The following is a 17780-nucleotide window of genomic DNA, read 5'->3' as shown; positions in this document are numbered from 1 at the left end:
TACTCCTTTCTGACAAAAGGAATAAGGCTTTTTGGTTTTTCAAATGTATAGTAGGCTGTCTTGGTATTATAATTTGTTCTATTTAAAAGTTTACAAATTATCTTTTTACCGAAGATTCTTGTTTTGTTGTCATTCTTTCAACAATCCAAGGTTTGATACTAGTGAAAATGGAAAACAAAAGGAAAAAGTTCATGGACCAGATAGAGACAATTGGGCGGATACCATCAAAATCGATGGAGTGATAGTCTGTTAAAATTAAGACTATGTATGCCTCAATAAAAACGAGGAAAAATCCCCCGATACCAGCGACTGTCATACGAACCATCTTTATCCCCCCTTTAATATAATATATATTAAGAATCATTATTTTTCTATGGATTTACATTATAGAAAAGTAAAAAAGGTACAAATAGTAAAAGTCCAAATTAGGATTTATCGGTATCTGTACACTTTTACATTTAGCCAAAGAGTATTTTGTGTTTTTTCGGGTCTTTTCGAAACTTATTTTAATAATTTTTAAATAAAAAATAGTCAGAGTTGTAATCATGAAAGGAGAAGAATCGATTACTTCCTGGTACCTTATGAAACTCATCGGTACTCCTGCCTTAATCCCCGTGGACAGCAAGAGTATTACGTGCATTATCAGCCTATTCACTTCAAACAGAATCAATGTCATCGATTACCCATAGTGTTTCAACATTCATAAACCGTCATCTTATGTGGAACACCTCTTTCCAAATCACCACTTTTAAATCTGAAAAATTCAGTAAATTGGCTAAGGTTTGCTGCCTTCCGACTCAAGTAACCGCCTACATTTTTGCCATCAGACGGATTATAGGCAACTGGGGGTTCAACAATTAAGAACACGTATAGGCCATATTCAAAATGCTGAGAAGTATTCCGATGGCAATTGTAATTCTATGGTTATTCAAAATAATAGTCAGTATTTTTGCTATCTTATACAGCATAAACACTAACAGATTTTGGAGGATTTCATTTACCCGCCATTTTTATTTAATAAAACAACGCAATAGCCTTATTTAACTTTTGAATATTTTATTAGTAAAGTTTAATAAATTTACAAAAATTCCTATTTTTATTGTAAAATTAGGAAGAGAAACACTCATGAAATAGTCGGCTCTAAATCCTAACAATATAGTACTGGCATGCATTTGTGATATCCGACTTTATATAAGTTTCAGGTTAGTGTTTTTATAGATGACTGATTATTTTTAATATTTTAGTCATTTTATTATTGTATAGTTAATAGAACAAATACACTCGCATTGAAAAGGAGATAAGATGGAGAAGTTAATGAAAGGCAAAAAAGGGTTAGTTCTTGGAGTAGCAAATGAGCATAGTATAGCATGGGCGATTTCGAAGCGTTTGGCGGATGAAGGGGCAGAGCTTGCTTTTACGTACCATGGTGAAAAGACAGGTTCCTATGTAACACCATTGTTTCAATCGATTAATAGTCAATTTTATGAGAGAGTTGATTTAACGAATCCAGAAGATGTATCAACCCTGATTGAAAAGCTATATAAACATTTTAATGGAGAGCTTGATTTTATTGTTCATGCTGTTGCAGGAGGACCTAAAAAAGGGGAATTGTCAGGAAAGTATATGAATGTTTCTTTAGAAGGTTTTGTCAACTCGATGGTGATTAGTGTTTATTCTCTTACAGATATTGTAAAAAGGACATTTAACATGATGGAAGGGCGTAACGCTTCTATCATTACATTATCATATTATGGATCTGAAAAAGTGATTAAAAACTACAATGTAATGGGGCTAGCAAAAGCAGCGCTTGAAAGCAGTGTGCGGTACTTAGCTGCAGATTTAGGAGAATATGGCATTCGTGTAAATACTTTATCACCGGGAACGCTAAAAACACGTGCAGCAAGTGGTATTGGTGAATTTGATCAGTTATGTGAGTATACAAGTCAACATTCCCCTCTTAAGAGAAATGCAACACTGGAAGAAATCGCAAACTCATCACTTTTTCTTTTAAGTGACTTGAGTACAGGGGTAACAGGTCAAATCATTTATGTAGATGCTGGCTATAGTGTTAAAGGAGAAACCATTAATAAAGGGTAAAGGGGAATGCACGTATTATGCAGAAAGAGTTGATGTATGAAGATATTCAAATAGGGGATACAGCTGTTTTTTCTAAAACCATTTCAGAATTTGATATTTATCAATTTGCAGGAATTACGGGTGATTTTAACCCGATGCACATAGATGAAGAGTTTGCAGATACGACTATTTTCAAGGACAGAATTGCGCATGGTCTTTTAACAGGAAGTTTTATTTCAACTGTTCTTGGAATGAAGCTTCCTGGACCTAATTCCATCTACTTGTCTCAAAACTTTAAATTTATAGCGCCGGTCAAAGTTGGAGATACGATTAAAGCAACTGTGGAAGTAATAGAAAAATGGGATGATAAGAAATTAATTAAATTAAAAACACAGGTCTGGAATCAGCGTAAAGAAATGGTAGTAGATGGTGAAGCGTTGGTCATGAAGAAATATTTAGGGATGACAAAAGGGGAATAGAATGGAGAAACGGTTTGAACAATGGATAAATGTCAAAAAAAAACAGCCGGAAGATATATTAGCTCTCATTCAGAATGGAGATGATCTAATTCTTCCACTTGCAAACGGAGAACCACAAGTACTAATAGATATACTAGAGGAAAACGCTGATAAATTTCAGAATGTAAGGATTCACCAAATGCATGCGGTAAAGGAAAGAGCATATATTCAAGGGAGAAGGAAACCGTCACTTTCCCACGTTTCTTATTTTTTAAGTGGTGCTTCACGAAGGGCCTTTTTACAGGGGCAGTGTGAGCTCGTTCCAAACCATTTTCGCCAAGTTCCTCGTATTTTGCGAGAATCAACAAAAACTTCTCTTGTACTAGCTGCGGCGTCTCCGATAGATGAACACGGGTACTTCTCTTTAGGAACTCAAGCAGACTATGTTTCTTCTTTTATAGGGAAAGTTCCTTTTTTCCTGGAAGTTAATAGGAAGATGCCCCGTACATTTGGAGCAAATCAGATACATATAAGTCAAATAGAAGGATATGTTACAGTAGATTATCCGTTACATGAAGTTCTGATGCCTCATGTTACCGATACAGATCGATGTATCGGATCCCTTATTGCGGAGCAAATTGAGGACGGAGCAACTATTCAAGCTGGCATTGGGGCAATTCCAAATGCCGTCATTAGTTTAGTAGGCGGACATAAAAACCTTGGGATTCATACAGAGCTGCTGTCTGATGGAGTAATCGACCTGGTGGAATCTGGGGTAGTGAACGGAATCGAGAAAAAGACATATCCCGGTAAAATAGTAACAACATTTGCCTTAGGGACACAAAAGCTATATGATTTTCTTCACGAGAATCCAGCTGTTGAATTCCTTCCTGTTGAAGTTGTTAATGATCCGCGAGAAATTGCCAAAGAGGACCAAATGATTTCAATTAATGCAACAACAGAAGTTGATTTTTTTGGACAATGTGCATCGGAAACAATCGGTGGGAACTATTATAGTTCAACAGGTGGACAAGCTGATTTTGCTCAAGGAGCAAGTCTTGCTAAAAAAGGAAAAGGCTTTATTTGCCTCCACTCTACGACAAAAGATGGTTTAATCTCAAGAATCCGTCCTCACCTAACTGCCGGTTCTATTGTTACAACTTCTAAAAATGATGTAGACCGTATCGTGACAGAATATGGCGTTGCCGAGTTGCGTGGCAAAAGTATCTCACAACGATCAAAGGCTTTAATCCAAATTGCACATCCAAAGTTTCGAGATGAATTAACACATGAGGCAAAACGTTTGGGGTTTATTACCTGAAAATAGTAATCTCAATCATTATTGGAATAGAAATAAGTGTTTAGTTTCATATAGATAATCTCTTTGGGAATTGAAGAAGACAATTTTTATTAGCAATAAAAATTTCAAACTGCTAAAAAGTTAAATTACATATTTTAAAGGAGATTAATATACGGAGAGTAATCGTGAGATATCTTCAAATTTCACGACAGAAAACATCATCAAGTCGTCCATTATTTGTTCGGTTATCTCATCGAAATGGTGAACCCATGGGACGAGAACAAATTCGAGGAACTGTAAGACATGCATATGCTAGAGCTGGCATCTCCTCCGCTATTACTGGTACCCATATCATCCGACATTCTAAGCAAACATCTATATGAGGAAGATTCAAGGGATTCTGTTGAACAGTTACTTAGACGTGATTATCATGAATATGTAGGGGGTGCATAGTCAACCCGGCATTTAGAATTCGAATAATCACGGGTTCTCCCACCCTGTGATTGCGTGTAATATAAGGATTATTAGTTGCGAAAAATCTAGATTGGCCATTCACATGCGTTGAGCCTCGAACTAAAAGGAAACTTAAGCACTAGTGGGTAGGAACCAATATTAGATGATACTTTTGGCTTTGAGCTCTTTCTTTATGTATAGGGTCATTTTCGTGAATAACCCTATCTATATTTTTATGGTAAATTTTTGAATTTATAAAGAAGATTATTTAAAAAGAAGCCACTGTTTCCGCAGTAGCTTCTTTTGACCAATTTCCTCAAAAAGAGAAAACAGTATGAAGTTAGTGATATTATGTGTAGATTACGAACATATATACTAAGAAAATTAACATGTTGTGAAGATTTCCAACATTACAGGGAAAAATAGTAATATTTCAACTTTATTATTCATTTTATCAATCCGGCTAGATAATAATTCAACTTGACGAGTTAGTTTGTCACCTGTTTTTTTATTCAGGAGGGTCAAATAAAGCAATTTGTTCTATTATTCCAACCTGAGTGGTGATGAAAATTGTATTCCCGTTTTTTAGAATTTGCAAACGTCTTAAGATGATTAAGTCGCTCTCATAGCTGCTTCGCTGTTTCAATCGTACGAATCATCGAGATTGAATTACCATCCTATTCAACTTGATTGATTAAATTAGCTTGTTGGGTTATTTCTTTTAATTTCAATATTTCACGCGAAGACTTCGGATAACTCCTGCAATACAGCCACAACTGTGATTTCATACGGTGTGTAAGTTTCCCCTTTTGGAACCTCAATTACATGGACATTGAAAAATTCATCATGCGATTCACCATTTTTTTATGAAGACTAGAAAGCAGATTATTTGCTTGTGCTAAGTTAGTTTAATTCATAGATTCTTTCATCAAACCATTTGAGCTATTTTAACATAATTTCGAAAACTATATGGGGTGAGGATGGGTTAGGAAATAGCAGCCCTAGTGTTACTCCAATTATGATTTATTTTCGGTAAAAAATATAAGATAAAGCAAAAAAGATCTACCTTTTTTGCTTTATCTTCACTATAAAGATTACTATCAAGAAAATAAATAATACAACTGAAAATATCCCTCCTGGTAGTAACATGTATTCAAATTTGTCCAAGGTTTTAAATGGATTATTTTGTTCCCTTGCTATTTCCTCTTCTTTATTACTCCATTCTTTCGCGCTTTCTAATTCTTTCTTCTTGTTCGCAATCAATTTATTTGCTTTCTCATTATTTAATTTAAATCCTTCATCTAACAGAGTGAGCATGTCCTTGTATGCTGTATCAGAGTTTTCAGATCTTAAAAGTACAACAATTATTTCTGTTCCATTTTTTTCTGCAGAACCTACTAAGGTATATCTTGCTTCATGAGTGAAACCATTTTTTACCCCGGTAGCTCCGTCATAAATACCAAGTAAACCATTATGATTAATAATTTTTGGGATTCCTTCCCAAGGTACCCCGAATTTAGCAGCCTCCGTTTTTTCATGTTCCATTAATTCATCTCTCCATAAACGACTATCATAGGTATACTGTTTATGTTGGACCATTTCTTTAAATACTTTGTTTTTCATGGCATAACGAGCAATAATTGCCATATCATTTGCAGTTGTATAGTGCTTGTCATTAGGTAGACCACTAGCATTAATAAATTGGGTATTATTTGCCCCGATTGACTTAGCGAAAAATGTCATTTTCTGTGAAAATTCCGTTTCATTATTTGAAATATGTTCAGCAATTGCTACCGCGCCATCATTACCAGAATGTAGCATAATTCCATATAGAAGGTCTTTTAAACTGATTTTATCACCAGCTATTAAAGAAAGACTACTTCCTTCCGTATTTTGTGCATGTTGGGAAATTGTCACTATTTCATTTAATTCCCGTTCCTCGATGGCAATAATAGCTGTCACGATTTTTGTTATACTTGCAGGATAATGCCGTTTATTTTTATTCTTCTCTAGGATAATTTCTCCCGTTTTACTATCGATCACTATATAGGCATCTGCATTTATCCCCTGGTTTAGGTTTTCTTTGGCTTCAACTCTTTGAATAATCGGTCCAAACCACAATAAAAACATAAGTGTAATTACAATCAACGATCTGTAAATAATATAATTTTTCAATTCTTTTCTCCCAAATTTGATATTTTTTAGAAGCTATGAATATTAGGATTGCTGAATTTAAATAGCGGTTAGAACTCTTAATCTTACGTATTACATTTTCTTTTAATAGTAAATCTGTATGTAGAAGAAAGAAATATATGAATTTTAAATCTCTAAATTTAGAAGAAACTTAATTCTACTTTGTTCCCTTTGGAGAAGAAGTGGATTGCAATACGTATATGGAATTTCTATTATATCTTCTTTTTGAATTTTGATTAATTGTTTTGCATATTTTAAGGACAACTGATCAAGCTAAATTAAATTAACTAATAAAATTGAAGTATTTTGATATAAGGTAAAAATTCATAATTTCTGCATATGTTGATAGTAGTATTATCCATACTAGGACAATAAAAATTCCCCCTTATTTTATTGAAGAGAGCCCATTGATGGGTTCTTTTCTTTCTAGTAGAAAGGAGAATGTTATTAGAACCTTAATTTATTTTATACTATAAAAAAAGAGGAATATTAGATTAATATAAGGTTTCATTAAGACAACTCAACCTTTTTTTGAAAGAGGGTTGACCTTTGTGCACTTGAATGTTTTAACCTTTAATAATTGAATGGAATTTCATAATTTCTTCATATGTTTATGGTAAATTGATAATGAGATTTGATTATGTTGGATGGTAAAAGCTTCATTAAATGTTATGGCCATGGATTATATCGGGATTTAGAAAATCTAGCTAAGGAATTTGTCTACTTTTCATCCTTTGTCCAGTGCTCAAAAGTTAAAAAGATAGATTTTAAAACTGTAAGTAGATTTTAAATTATACAATTTAATTATCATAAATAGATAGGAGGTCAAAGAATGTTAAAACGAATTATTCAAGCTTGTATTTTATTAACCGGGGGGACATTAGGTATGTTTATACTCCCTAGTTTATTTACCTTAATTGGTATAGGCAATGTTCATCTTCTATATAACTCATACGTGTTTTCTATTCTTGGTGCACTTATTTTTTATCTTATTACTTCTTGGTTAATAACTTATTTTATTGATTTTATAAAAAGGGTAGAGGAATTTCTTATTAACACTCCTGTTAAAGATCTTATTTTGGGAAGCGTTGGTTTGATGTTTGGTTTGGCGATTGCTTTTTTAGTAGGGTCTGCATTTTATACTATTCATTTACCGATTATTAATACAGTTGCTCCAATTCTATTAACTTTATTGTTTGGTTATTTAGGATTTGAAGTAGGTTTAAAAAAGCGAGATGAATTATTTAGTTTATTTTCAAAAAACAAAAATAAGCCTAGAGATAAGAAGCTAGAAAAGGTTGAGTTTCAAAATGTTCCAAAAATATTAGATACGAGTGTGATAATTGATGGAAGAATCGCTGATATATGTCAAGCTGGTTTTTTGGAAGGGAGAATAATGATTCCGCAATTTGTGTTATTGGAATTGCAACATATTGCAGATTCATCTGATGTTATAAAGCGCAATCGTGGTCGTAGAGGGCTAGATATTTTAAACCATATACAGAAGGAATTTTCTATTAATATAGAAATTTTTGAAGATGATTTTGTAGAGATGCAAGAGGTTGATAGTAAGCTTGTAAAACTTGCTAAGTTAACTAACGGCGTGGTAGTTACGAATGATTTTAATTTGAATAAAGTTTGTAAATTACAAAATATATCGGTTCTAAATATAAATGACCTAGCTAATGCGCTAAAACCAGTTGTTGTACCAGGAGAAGAAATTAATGTTCAAGTAATACAATACGGAAAAGAGAAAAATCAAGGTATTGGTTACTTGGATGATGGTACTATTATTGTCATAGAGGGGGGTCAAGATTATATTGGAAAACAGATTGATGTTCTTGTCAAAAGTGTATTGCAAAAATCAGCTGGCCGAATGATTTTTGCTAAAACAAAAATTCTTGAGAATGGACTATTTTGAGCCAAACTATCAAGATAGTAACAGTCAAAATGATCCGGTCTATATTAGTGACTACGTTCTTTATTAATATTGGTATGAAAGACTGTTCGCTAATGAAAACTGTTTTATCCCTTCTAGAAACATCGTACTCAGAGAGGCCCAAAGTTTAGCTATCCAATTTAATTTAGATAAAGAACCTTAACATTGATAGTATTCATAATCTATCCATGTTCAACCGTATTTTTAATAGGAAAAATATATATATTCACAGATTCTAACGCCAGTATAATCAAGAGAAGTAAAGGATTAACTGAAAGGAGAATGTAAGATGGGATGTTGCAGTGGCAATAATGGAAAAAATAAAAAGGTTACTAATGTCATTTTTCTCATTGGATGGTCACTTTTAATTGGAGCAATAGCTTTTATTGATTTTTTTATAAAGTAAGTACTTACACTATAAGCTATTTCATTTATAGATTTGAACGAATAGACTCTTAATGGTCTAATTTATTAAAAAAATTGGATTAAATAAACGGAACATTGATAACAAAAATTCATAATTTCTGCATATGTTGATGTTAATATTATGCTTACTAGGACATTTAAAGTTCCCCTTTATTCTAAAAAGAAGCGCCCATTATTTAATGGGTGCTTTTTCTTTCAAAGAAGGGAAACTTACTTTAAATGTTCTATTAAAAAATAGAGAGTATATACAAATAGTCTCTAATAAGGGGTGAATCTAAAGTGTTTTTAAAACATTTCAGGTTTTCTTCGGAGAGTGAATATTTGTTTAGATTGAGCCACCTTCTTGAAATATGAACACTTGTCACGGATTAAAAGAGCCACTATCTTGACAATTGATTCAGCCACAGTGAAGCTGCTTGCCATTGACTGTAGCGTCTTATTCTTAGCAGCCGATGGAAGGCGAAGGGGCCCCGCCAGCGAATGCTTAGGATCGATTTGTCCGTGTGTTATTTTCAGACTTTTTGGGAATTACCTTGTTTTTTAGGTGGAAAGCAGCAATAGATATTTTTTTCTTTCTAAAAAATGCATTTCTGTCATTTTTATTTTATGCCAACGTCGGGTTTTAAAGGTGCTTTAAAGGCTTTATTACGGTCCCGGTCCTTTCTCAAACATAGAATTTTGGGCAAGTAAGCGGAAGTGTGGGAGCACTACTTAAACGGACTGGTCATTATACCTTTAATCATCTTATTATACGAGTGCATTGATAGAACGAGAGTTAATGGTATATTACAGAAGTTCTTGTTCTATTTTGTTATTTTGGCAAAAGAGTTAGTAGGTAAACAGAGCCTTAGTTATATAAAATTGAAGGTCGGTTAATATCCAAAGGGAAAAAGGGGTGTTAATTTTGAAAAAAGTAACAAACTGGAAAGTTCATTTCTTTATTGGAAAATGATGTGTTTGCGTTTGATATAGCACTTTTTTTACACTTAAAGAAGAAGATGCCGATATTTCTGAATTTTCAATGTTTTGGATTAATAAAGTATGCTTCTATTAATTTAGTCAAATTTTTATTAGTGAACTTAAAGGTTTGATAATTATGCTGTTTAATGGAAAAACTTTAAGAGTATAAAAAAGAGTAATGATAAGTTTATTCTTGATAATCCTTAATCTGGTTTTTTAAATATCATATAGAACTTGAATGTTAAAAGAGATTTTATCCAAGGGATTGTACCCACCTTTGACATAACATCGCAATCACATCGAAGGAGGAGAAAAGAATTTAGGAAGTACTGTACATTTGATCGTATTGAAAATAGGGTCTTAACAGCTTTGTTATAATTTCTTTTCTTGTTTATTTGGTGCAACGAAATAAAATTGGCAGTTGTGATTCTTGATGGTAAGGGTTAAATCATAGAGGCTTATTTATAGAAACCTCTCCTTCGAATTACTCGCTGGCTAAAGAGAGCGAGATTTGGAAAACCTCCTATGTTTGGATATGGAATTTGATTTTACCTTTTACCCTCAAATTCAAATGAAGTTATTTAATTTAAATCCAGATTGTTTCAACTGGTGTAGTAAATAAACTCTTGGAAGTGAGGTTTGTTTTATTGTATGGAGAACTTATTCCTTGTTAGAAAGATAAATATCATTTTAGGAGTCATTTTAATCTTACTGGGTGTTTTGGTATCAATACAAGAAATTAAAGAAGGGTCATCATTAATAAATCTTCTTGATTCAATAGGTTTTGTATATATTACTATTGGAGGTCTATTTTTCGAAATGGAAATCTGGAACAAAGAAAAGAGAAAGAAATGAAGGAGAAGCAATATAATAGACCCATAAAACTAGATGTATTTTGACAATTTAAAAATGCTATCAATGGCAGTATCTTTTTTGAATATAAAAAGAGCCAATAAACGCAAATAGTGCATGACTTGTATATTTTAGGCTCTTTTATTTTATTCCTTATTGTGTTTAAAGCACCCTATAGTTTAGTAATCAATTGAATTAGCGATTTCAATTAATATTTCTGGTGTTGCTTTGTTTGCTATCCGATTATCAATGCCAAGCATATATTGCCAATTATTTTTTTCAAAAACAAGGATATTAAAGTTTTGCTCAACGATAAAAATGGCTTTCTGTCCATTTTTAAATAGATTTGCTGATTGCCTTTATCTCTTATTGTTACTTTATTTTTCAAGTGTCGTATATCAATTTTATAATGATTAGCTGGTGATCCTTCATGTACAAACCCTATTCAATTTTGCGTTTGGTAATGATTCAAAGTGATTAATAAACATACTGCCAAATTAAATACCAGAAACAATTAGATACAAAATGAGTAGATGTTAAAGTAGGTTACGATCCGGAATTTTAATTTCAAATGTGCTAGAAGTGAGGCATTTGCTCAAATAATGTATACCACACTTGACGGATTTGATTCACATGAATGCCATGAGATGAGGAGATTTCACTCATTGTTTTTTTCTTTCGTTTGTTGTTCAAATATGACAAAAAAAGTCTAATCATAAAAAGCTGACTAGGAACAATTGAGATTGTTAACGGGTTATTTATCGTCCGAAGTGCTTACCGAATAACTAAATTAGAGTTACCCATAAACATGTTGGATTCTGTAAGGAAATCAGCTGGACAGGATAACATTACTATGAGCCAGTGGGTAGAAAGAGCAATTAAAAAAGCTCTTATACAAAAGTAACCATTATATCGATATGTTTCTGCATAAGAGCATCTAAATGTATCTCGCAACTCATTTTAATAGAAGGCAACTAACCCTTGGGGGAGTTGCCTTCATGTTTCTGGAAGCGAATTAACTTTACAACATTTATAGAACAACGATTGATATACTGCTCTTTTTCTATTTATCATCCTCATTTTCTTCATCAAAAGACTGATACGTGCTAATTAACCCGTATAATGAATCTTTTTCTCTTTGTATTTATCAATAAATTACGGTTATTTAAGTGAGTGGAACGAAAATCTTCTAGTTGCTTTAATTAATGTGCCTTTTCTTTTTCTAAATTAATTAAGTACACAAGCTAACAATTATCCAATGTTTAAAAAAAATCAAACTAGAATGGAGATAACCCTGAATACCTCTTCTTATCTGTAACTACAAATTACACATTAAATTGCCTTTTGTTGTATTTCCAACTTCTTCAAAGTGTAAATAGGAAAAATACACAAAATCTGCAAACTTTATTGATACACTACAAACCAGAAGGAATGGACCACCGTATCAATCTTGCTTATATTTTTTAGTAAGCCTAACAATTTCTATAATAAAAGTTAGCGTCATATTCCATTTGTTTTTTAAGCTAGTTTGATGGAAAGGGATATTTTAAATGTCTTTTTATCTTGAGTGTGAGTTTATAATTAGCTTCGCTTACATGGGGAAGTTGCCTTCGTGTTTCTTAAAACGGATTAACCTTCTAACTAAAAAAATATATACAAATAAAAGAGGAATATAAACATGACCGAATTTGGAGAAAAACTAAGACTGTTAAGGAAGGAAAAAGGGCTATCTCTTAGAAAACTAAGTGAATTAGCAGGAGTCGCACCTTCTTACCTGTCTCAAGTAGAAACAGGTAAACGACGAATCCCAAAAGTAGAGATGCTTGAAAAAATTGCATGCGGACTTAATATTCCATATCTTGATTTACTAATGCTTGCAGGGGATTTTCCTATTGGAAAAGTGGGGGATAAAGAAGATATAAAGGGACTTTTACAAGAAAAAGTTGAAATCCGCTCATTACCTCAAATGCAATCTAATGATCTTAATTATTTATTAAGTTCTGAATATGGTTTTTGTTTCAAGGGCAGGCGTCTTACCAAAATAGATAAAATAAAGATAAAAAAGTTAATCGAAATTGTTTTAAGGTAAGCGTCAAATAGGCCCCACCTATTAATAGTTGGGGCCTATTTGACGCTTACACCTGATTTGTAATTTTGTTGAAGTTGTGTGGAAATTATGGATAATAATTTTTTTCGTAAATAAGATGATAATATGCTAATAAGAGGTGATTATTTTATGACAAAAATCCTAGTGGTAGATGATGAAAAGGTTATTCTTGAAGTGTTAGAGGCTTACTTTGAAAAGGAAAGTTGGGATATTTCCTTTGCTACCAATGGAATTGAAGCTTTAAAAAAAGTGAAGGATGAGAGTCCTGACCTTATTGTATTAGATTTGATGTTACCTGATATTTCAGGTGAAGAGGTGTGCAGGTTAGTGAGAAAAGAAAATGATATTCCCATAATTATGCTTACCGCAAAGTCGGCTGAGGATGATTTAATTAACGGAATTGTCATTGGTGCTGATGACTATGTGACAAAACCATTTAGTCCTAGAGAAGTGGTTGTAAGGGTAAAAGCCTTATTAAGAAGAACACAAAAGATAGAGAATATAAATCAAATCAGTTTTAATAACCATAAACTTATGATTGATCATGTGAAAAAGGAAGTAAAGCTTAATGGTGATATACTTGCGCTAACCCCAAATGAATATAAGCTATTAATGACGCTGGCAAGTTATCCGGGAAGAGTCTATAGCAGGGCTGACTTATTAGAAAAAATTCAAGAAGATGGTATCTATTTTGAAGGATACGAAAGAAGTATTGATACACATATAAAAAATTTGCGAAAAAAAATTGAAACCGATTCTCGTCACCCTGAATTTGTGATTACTGTGTTCGGGATGGGCTATAAGTTTGGGGGAGAAAAGGATGAATCTCACGCTTAGGTCAAGGATTTTAATCTATCTCTTAGTTGTTTCTCTTAGTGGCATTTTCATTACAAGTTTTACTATTTTTTTTGGCGTTGAAAATCAATTTTCCGATTATCTCCAAAAAAATAGAGAAGAAAGTATCGAATCAATAAAAAAGGATGCATTGCAACAATTTAATGAGACAGGAGAACTCATTAATCAAAATTTGAGTTATAAGATACATGAACAGGCAATGACGGAAAATTTATTCTATAAACTTTATGATGCTGATGGTAACTTATTGATTGATACAACATCGGGGCGTTCTATGATGGGAATGATGGAAGGGAATCATTCCTCACTAGATTCTAATGATTATCAATCAACTTCTTATCCATTGAAAACCAATAATAAATTAGTCGGCAAATTAACAGTATTTTACTCAGAGAAATTAATGGATGAAGATTCTAGCTTTCTTAAATCAATTAAGAGAAACATTTATTTTGCCGTATTGGTTACAGTCATTTTATCGTTCTTATTTAGTTTATTATTTTCTAAACGACTAACATCAGGTTTTAGAAAACTAATCAATGCGATTGTTGAGTTGCGTAATCATCAATGGCGAACTCAAGTCCCTATTGATGAACTGACAGTAGAAATGAAGCCTTTAGGGGAATCCTTTAATCAGCTTGCAGAATCCTTAGCAAAAGAAGAATCACTACGAAAACAATTTACAGCTAATTTTGCTCATGAACTTAGAACGCCACTTGCAACATTAAGAAGTCATATTGAAGCTTTTCAAGACGGAATTTGGGAACCTAATTCAAAGAGATTAGTTCAATGTCATGAAGAATTAATGCGGTTAGTTCGGCTAGTTAATGAGTTAGAAAAATTAATGGCCGCCGAAAATCCACAGATTAGATTGGATAAAACAAAGCTAGAAACCGGAAAACTTTTATCTTTCATAAACAATCAATTCAGTCCATTGTTTATGAAAAAAGGAGTTGAATTAAAGATTCAACAACCCGAAAAGCAGCATTGGTTTTTAGGAGATCGTGATAAAATTATTCAAATATTAACGAATATCGTCAATAATGCTCTCCAATATACACCGCAAGGAAAACAAGTATTGATTGATATAGAGGAAAAAAACGATCAAATTTGTTTTATCATTAAAGACGAAGGAGAGGGAATTAGCGAGGATGATCTCCCGTTTCTATTTGAAAGATTCTATCGGGGTGATAAATCACGTGATAGGAAAACAGGAGGAATTGGGATCGGGTTATCTATCGTAAAGGCCCTTGTAGATGCCCATCACGGAGAGATTAAGATAGAGAGTCAATTAAATGTAGGAACAACTGTAGAGGTAAGTATTCCAAAGCAGTAAGGGATTAGGTCACTTGACTTAATCCTTTTTTTTGCGTATTTTATTGTCTTTTTTGAGAAGGAAAATAGCTATCTTTCATCCACATAAGTTCTCCATAACTTACTCATAAGTTCTTTACAAGTATTGCTTATGATAAGAGCAAGTAAAGAAAACAACATAAAACTTTACAAGAAAAAATTAGGAGGCGTTAGATGCTTCATCCATTATGAACCTTAAAAGATCAAACCAACTGCTTTAATAAATTTCTTAGTTGATACCAATTAAGGATGAAAATCGAATAATTGTGTCTATTGATCATAGTGAATAAAAAAGTAAAGGAGTTTTAAAAATGTACAAAAAAGTTGATCAAGGATTATTGGGAAAATATCAATTTATATTAGATTCTACACCATATATGACAGGCAACTGTCAATCGTGGGAGCTAGGAGAAGGGGTTTTCAGTTATGAAGATGAGGATATAATGTGGCTTCATTTTGATAAATATGGAAATTTCCGTTGCTATGATGTTTCTCTGAGTGTCTAATCTTAAAACAAAAATAATCATTTGTTGTAGAAATTGTATAAAAGTCAGTATTGGATGTTAACAACCTATTAATTAGGAGAGAACTTTCTCCACAACTTTCACACAAGTCGCTCATAAATTCTACATTAGTGAGAATTAAGATAAGAATATGAAAGGAAGGATAAAACAATGATGGGATTTGGTCATGGTTTTGGAATGTTTGGTATGGGAGGTGGATCGATTATGATGATTTTAGTCGTTTTGCTTATAGGTTACCTTTTCTATTTGGGAATGAACAATCAAAAAATAGGTACTCAAAATAGGAACCAGCAAGTAACAAGTTCAAACGCACTAGAAATTGCTAAGTCTAGACTCGCTCAAGGTGAAATTTCTTTTGAAGAGTTTGAGCAAATCAAGAAAAATATTTTATAAGAATAACTATTTTAAAAAATTAACTACTATTAAAAGGAGATTGAATAGATATGAATATTATTAATGGAATTCTAGCAGCATCATTAGCTTTTACTGGAGGAACTGGTTTAGCTTTATTTTCAGATAAAGATACTCCAACTCAAAATACAGTGAGCCAAGAGGAAGGAACTGATTATGATCAAATGGTAGAAATGATGGAGACTGGCGATGTTGAAAGTATGCAAAAGTACATGGGAGAAGGGAATATGAATTCTGACGAGATGCAAAAGCTCATGGAAGAAGGAAATATGAATTTTGGTCAAATGAAACCATATATGAGTGAAATGCATCCTAATTTAGACAATCAACAACTCGAAGGAATGTACAAGGGAATGCATGGAACCGGAGGTTCCTCTCAAAGCAGTAATTTTAAAGGGATGGGAAGTCTATAACTATCATTATAAGCAGGTCGATCGATTACCTGCTTCCCTAAAATAATATAAATATTGGAGGAAACTAAGATATGTTCTTATTACTAATTTTGGCTATTGGTTTTTATCTGTATAAAACAGGCGAATTACAAAAATTACTTAGTCATATTCAACCGAAAGGAACGAACAGCTCAAATGAACTAAAAGAGGTTATCGATTATAGATATGCATCCGGCCAAATTTCAGCTGATGAATATAATAAACTAAAAGAATTATTATAAATCACACAAACTAATTATACACAGGAAAGGAGAAATAAACATGATGAACGGAGGACATATGGGATCCTTTGGAGGTAGTAATGGAGGATTTTACGGTTATAATGGAATGCCATCTGGATTTAACTCGTTTGATATGATGTTTAATGGGTCTTTTATGACTATTTTATTGTTTGCTCTGATTGGGCTGGTTCTATTTTTACTACTTAGGAATAAAAAACAACAAACTAGAGTCTCAACTTTTAAAATGGATAATACCACAGTTATTGAGGCAGTAGAGGTTGCAAAGTTGCGCTATGCCCGTGGAGAAATTTCACATGATGAATTTCAATCCATTTTACAAACGATTAAAAAGTAGGTGAAATGAGTGTTAAACGTAATCTTATCCATTATAATCTTGTATTATTTAGTGAAGACAGGTGATCTATTCAAATTAATAAAAATAGCCAAAAACCTTATTCTTGACTTCTTAATTGTCTTTAAAAAGGAAAAACATAATAACAAAGGTTACAATAATCCTTTAGAGGTTTTAAAGATACGTTATGTTCGTGGAGAAATTGACAAAGGAGAATATGAACAAATTGTAAAGAATTTATAATATACAAAGTACAATAGAGTAAGGGTTGATGGAGATTCATTGATTATTGGTTGAATTATTCAAGTATTTATCTTGATAAACCCAACTTAATACTATTAAATGTGGCGACCGAATAAAAGGTCGCCACATTTAATTTTTCTTTTGCATCTCAGATTAAGAAGCCATTTTTCTACAAATTTCTGCACATTTGCGGCAGGATTCTGCACAATTTCTACAATGCTCAGCATGTCCATGTTGCTCACAAATTTTTCCGCAAGCATCACATATTTCAGCACAAAATTGGCAGATTTGTTTTGCTAAAGGACTGTCAGATTGCATTGCTTGGGCTGCTAATGCACAAATATCAGCACACTCTCTGTTATAACGAATACATTCCGCCATCATTTTTACATCATCTTCTTTTAAACAGGCATCATAACAACCATTACATGCCTCCATACATTCAAGACATGCCTTGATACATTCTTCATAGGTCATTTGCATATCAAAATCCTCCTTACATTAATACCGTATTATCATCTCCTTAAAAAGCAAAAGTATGAAAGGATTTTTTAAATCATAAATTTTAATGCTGTCATATGGTTGTTGAATATTCCTGCTTCTGCTTC

17 protein-coding genes are annotated in these 17780 nt (G+C 32.7%); 13 read left to right on the top strand and 4 right to left on the bottom strand.

What is annotated here, in order from left to right; all coding sequences use genetic code 11:
- Window positions 1-97: 97 nt before the first annotated feature.
- On the bottom strand, window positions 98-325 hold the full coding sequence (locus tag ACHUFV_RS20500) for a hypothetical protein (RefSeq protein ID WP_394237383.1): 228 nt from the start codon (window positions 323-325) through the stop codon (window positions 98-100).
- Between the two features lie 977 nt (window positions 326-1302).
- On the opposite strand from ACHUFV_RS20500, the gene ACHUFV_RS20495 reads away from it, so the two are divergent.
- From ACHUFV_RS20495 to ACHUFV_RS20485, 3 genes are read left to right on the top strand one after another with little or no spacing between them, the layout of a single operon-like run.
- Window positions 1303-2097: an enoyl-ACP reductase FabI gene (locus ACHUFV_RS20495; protein ID WP_394237382.1), complete on the top strand. Its 795-nt coding sequence runs from the start codon at window positions 1303-1305 to the stop codon at window positions 2095-2097.
- Window positions 2098-2114: 17 nt separating this feature from the next.
- Window positions 2115-2555, top strand: a complete 441-nt coding sequence (locus ACHUFV_RS20490) for a MaoC family dehydratase (protein ID WP_394237380.1) — start codon at window positions 2115-2117, stop codon at window positions 2553-2555.
- Window position 2556: 1 nt separating this feature from the next.
- On the top strand, window positions 2557-3855 hold the full coding sequence (locus tag ACHUFV_RS20485) for an acetyl-CoA hydrolase/transferase family protein (RefSeq protein ID WP_394237378.1): 1299 nt from the start codon (window positions 2557-2559) through the stop codon (window positions 3853-3855).
- A 940-nt stretch (window positions 3856-4795) separates the two neighbouring features.
- Here ACHUFV_RS20485 and ACHUFV_RS20480 read toward each other — a convergent pair.
- Together ACHUFV_RS20480 and ACHUFV_RS20475 are read right to left on the bottom strand one after the other, a co-directional pair.
- Window positions 4796-4933 carry a hypothetical protein gene (locus ACHUFV_RS20480; protein WP_394237376.1) on the bottom strand — a complete coding sequence of 46 codons (138 nt, stop codon included), beginning with the start codon at window positions 4931-4933 and terminating at the stop codon, window positions 4796-4798.
- A gap of 416 nt (window positions 4934-5349) precedes the next feature.
- Window positions 5350-6462, bottom strand: coding sequence for a D-alanyl-D-alanine carboxypeptidase family protein (locus tag ACHUFV_RS20475; protein ID WP_394237374.1), 1113 nt, complete (start codon window positions 6460-6462; stop codon window positions 5350-5352).
- 850 nt (window positions 6463-7312) lie between these two features.
- Between ACHUFV_RS20475 and ACHUFV_RS20470 the strand changes: the two genes are divergently transcribed.
- The 10 genes from ACHUFV_RS20470 to ACHUFV_RS20425 all read left to right on the top strand — a co-directional run bounded on the left by ACHUFV_RS20470 (window position 7313) and on the right by ACHUFV_RS20425 (window position 17172).
- Window positions 7313-8401, top strand: coding sequence for a PIN/TRAM domain-containing protein (locus ACHUFV_RS20470; RefSeq protein WP_394237372.1), 1089 nt, complete (start codon window positions 7313-7315; stop codon window positions 8399-8401).
- A gap of 3934 nt (window positions 8402-12335) precedes the next feature.
- A complete protein-coding gene (locus tag ACHUFV_RS20465; protein WP_394237371.1) occupies window positions 12336-12746 on the top strand; it encodes a helix-turn-helix domain-containing protein in 411 nt (136 codons plus the stop codon).
- 147 nt (window positions 12747-12893) lie between these two features.
- Complete coding sequence (locus ACHUFV_RS20460; RefSeq protein WP_394237369.1) at window positions 12894-13601, top strand: response regulator transcription factor; 708 nt, start codon at window positions 12894-12896, stop codon at window positions 13599-13601.
- The gene (locus tag ACHUFV_RS20455) at window positions 13585-14952 is read left to right on the top strand and encodes a sensor histidine kinase (RefSeq protein ID WP_394237367.1); all 1368 of its coding nucleotides are present in this window, start codon (window positions 13585-13587) and stop codon (window positions 14950-14952) included. The genes ACHUFV_RS20460 and ACHUFV_RS20455 overlap by 17 nt, the downstream gene beginning before the upstream one ends.
- 328 nt (window positions 14953-15280) lie before the next feature.
- Entirely contained in the window at window positions 15281-15475 is a 195-nt protein-coding gene (locus tag ACHUFV_RS20450; protein ID WP_394237365.1) for a hypothetical protein, read from the top strand.
- 168 nt (window positions 15476-15643) lie between these two features.
- Window positions 15644-15886 (top strand): SHOCT domain-containing protein, encoded by a 243-nt coding sequence (locus ACHUFV_RS20445; RefSeq protein ID WP_394237363.1) that lies wholly within the window; start codon window positions 15644-15646, stop codon window positions 15884-15886.
- Window positions 15887-15936: 50 nt separating this feature from the next.
- Window positions 15937-16317 (top strand): hypothetical protein, encoded by a 381-nt coding sequence (locus ACHUFV_RS20440; protein ID WP_394237361.1) that lies wholly within the window; start codon window positions 15937-15939, stop codon window positions 16315-16317.
- 71 nt (window positions 16318-16388) lie between these two features.
- Window positions 16389-16577 carry an SHOCT domain-containing protein gene (locus tag ACHUFV_RS20435; protein ID WP_394237359.1) on the top strand — a complete coding sequence of 63 codons (189 nt, stop codon included), beginning with the start codon at window positions 16389-16391 and terminating at the stop codon, window positions 16575-16577.
- Window positions 16578-16617: 40 nt separating this feature from the next.
- Window positions 16618-16932, top strand: coding sequence for an SHOCT domain-containing protein (locus tag ACHUFV_RS20430; RefSeq protein ID WP_394237357.1), 315 nt, complete (start codon window positions 16618-16620; stop codon window positions 16930-16932).
- A 9-nt stretch (window positions 16933-16941) separates the two neighbouring features.
- Window positions 16942-17172 (top strand): SHOCT domain-containing protein, encoded by a 231-nt coding sequence (locus ACHUFV_RS20425; protein ID WP_394237355.1) that lies wholly within the window; start codon window positions 16942-16944, stop codon window positions 17170-17172.
- 153 nt (window positions 17173-17325) lie between these two features.
- Here the strand turns inward: ACHUFV_RS20425 and ACHUFV_RS20420 are convergent, their stop codons facing one another.
- Window positions 17326-17655, bottom strand: coding sequence for a four-helix bundle copper-binding protein (locus ACHUFV_RS20420; protein WP_394237353.1), 330 nt, complete (start codon window positions 17653-17655; stop codon window positions 17326-17328).
- Between the last annotated feature and the right edge of the window lie 125 nt (window positions 17656-17780).

The sequence above is a fragment of the Niallia oryzisoli genome (assembly GCF_043641075.1).
GTDB lineage: Bacteria > Bacillota > Bacilli > Bacillales > Cytobacillaceae > Bacillus_BD > Bacillus_BD oryzisoli_A.
This window is presented reverse-complemented; position numbering and strand designations above follow the sequence as displayed.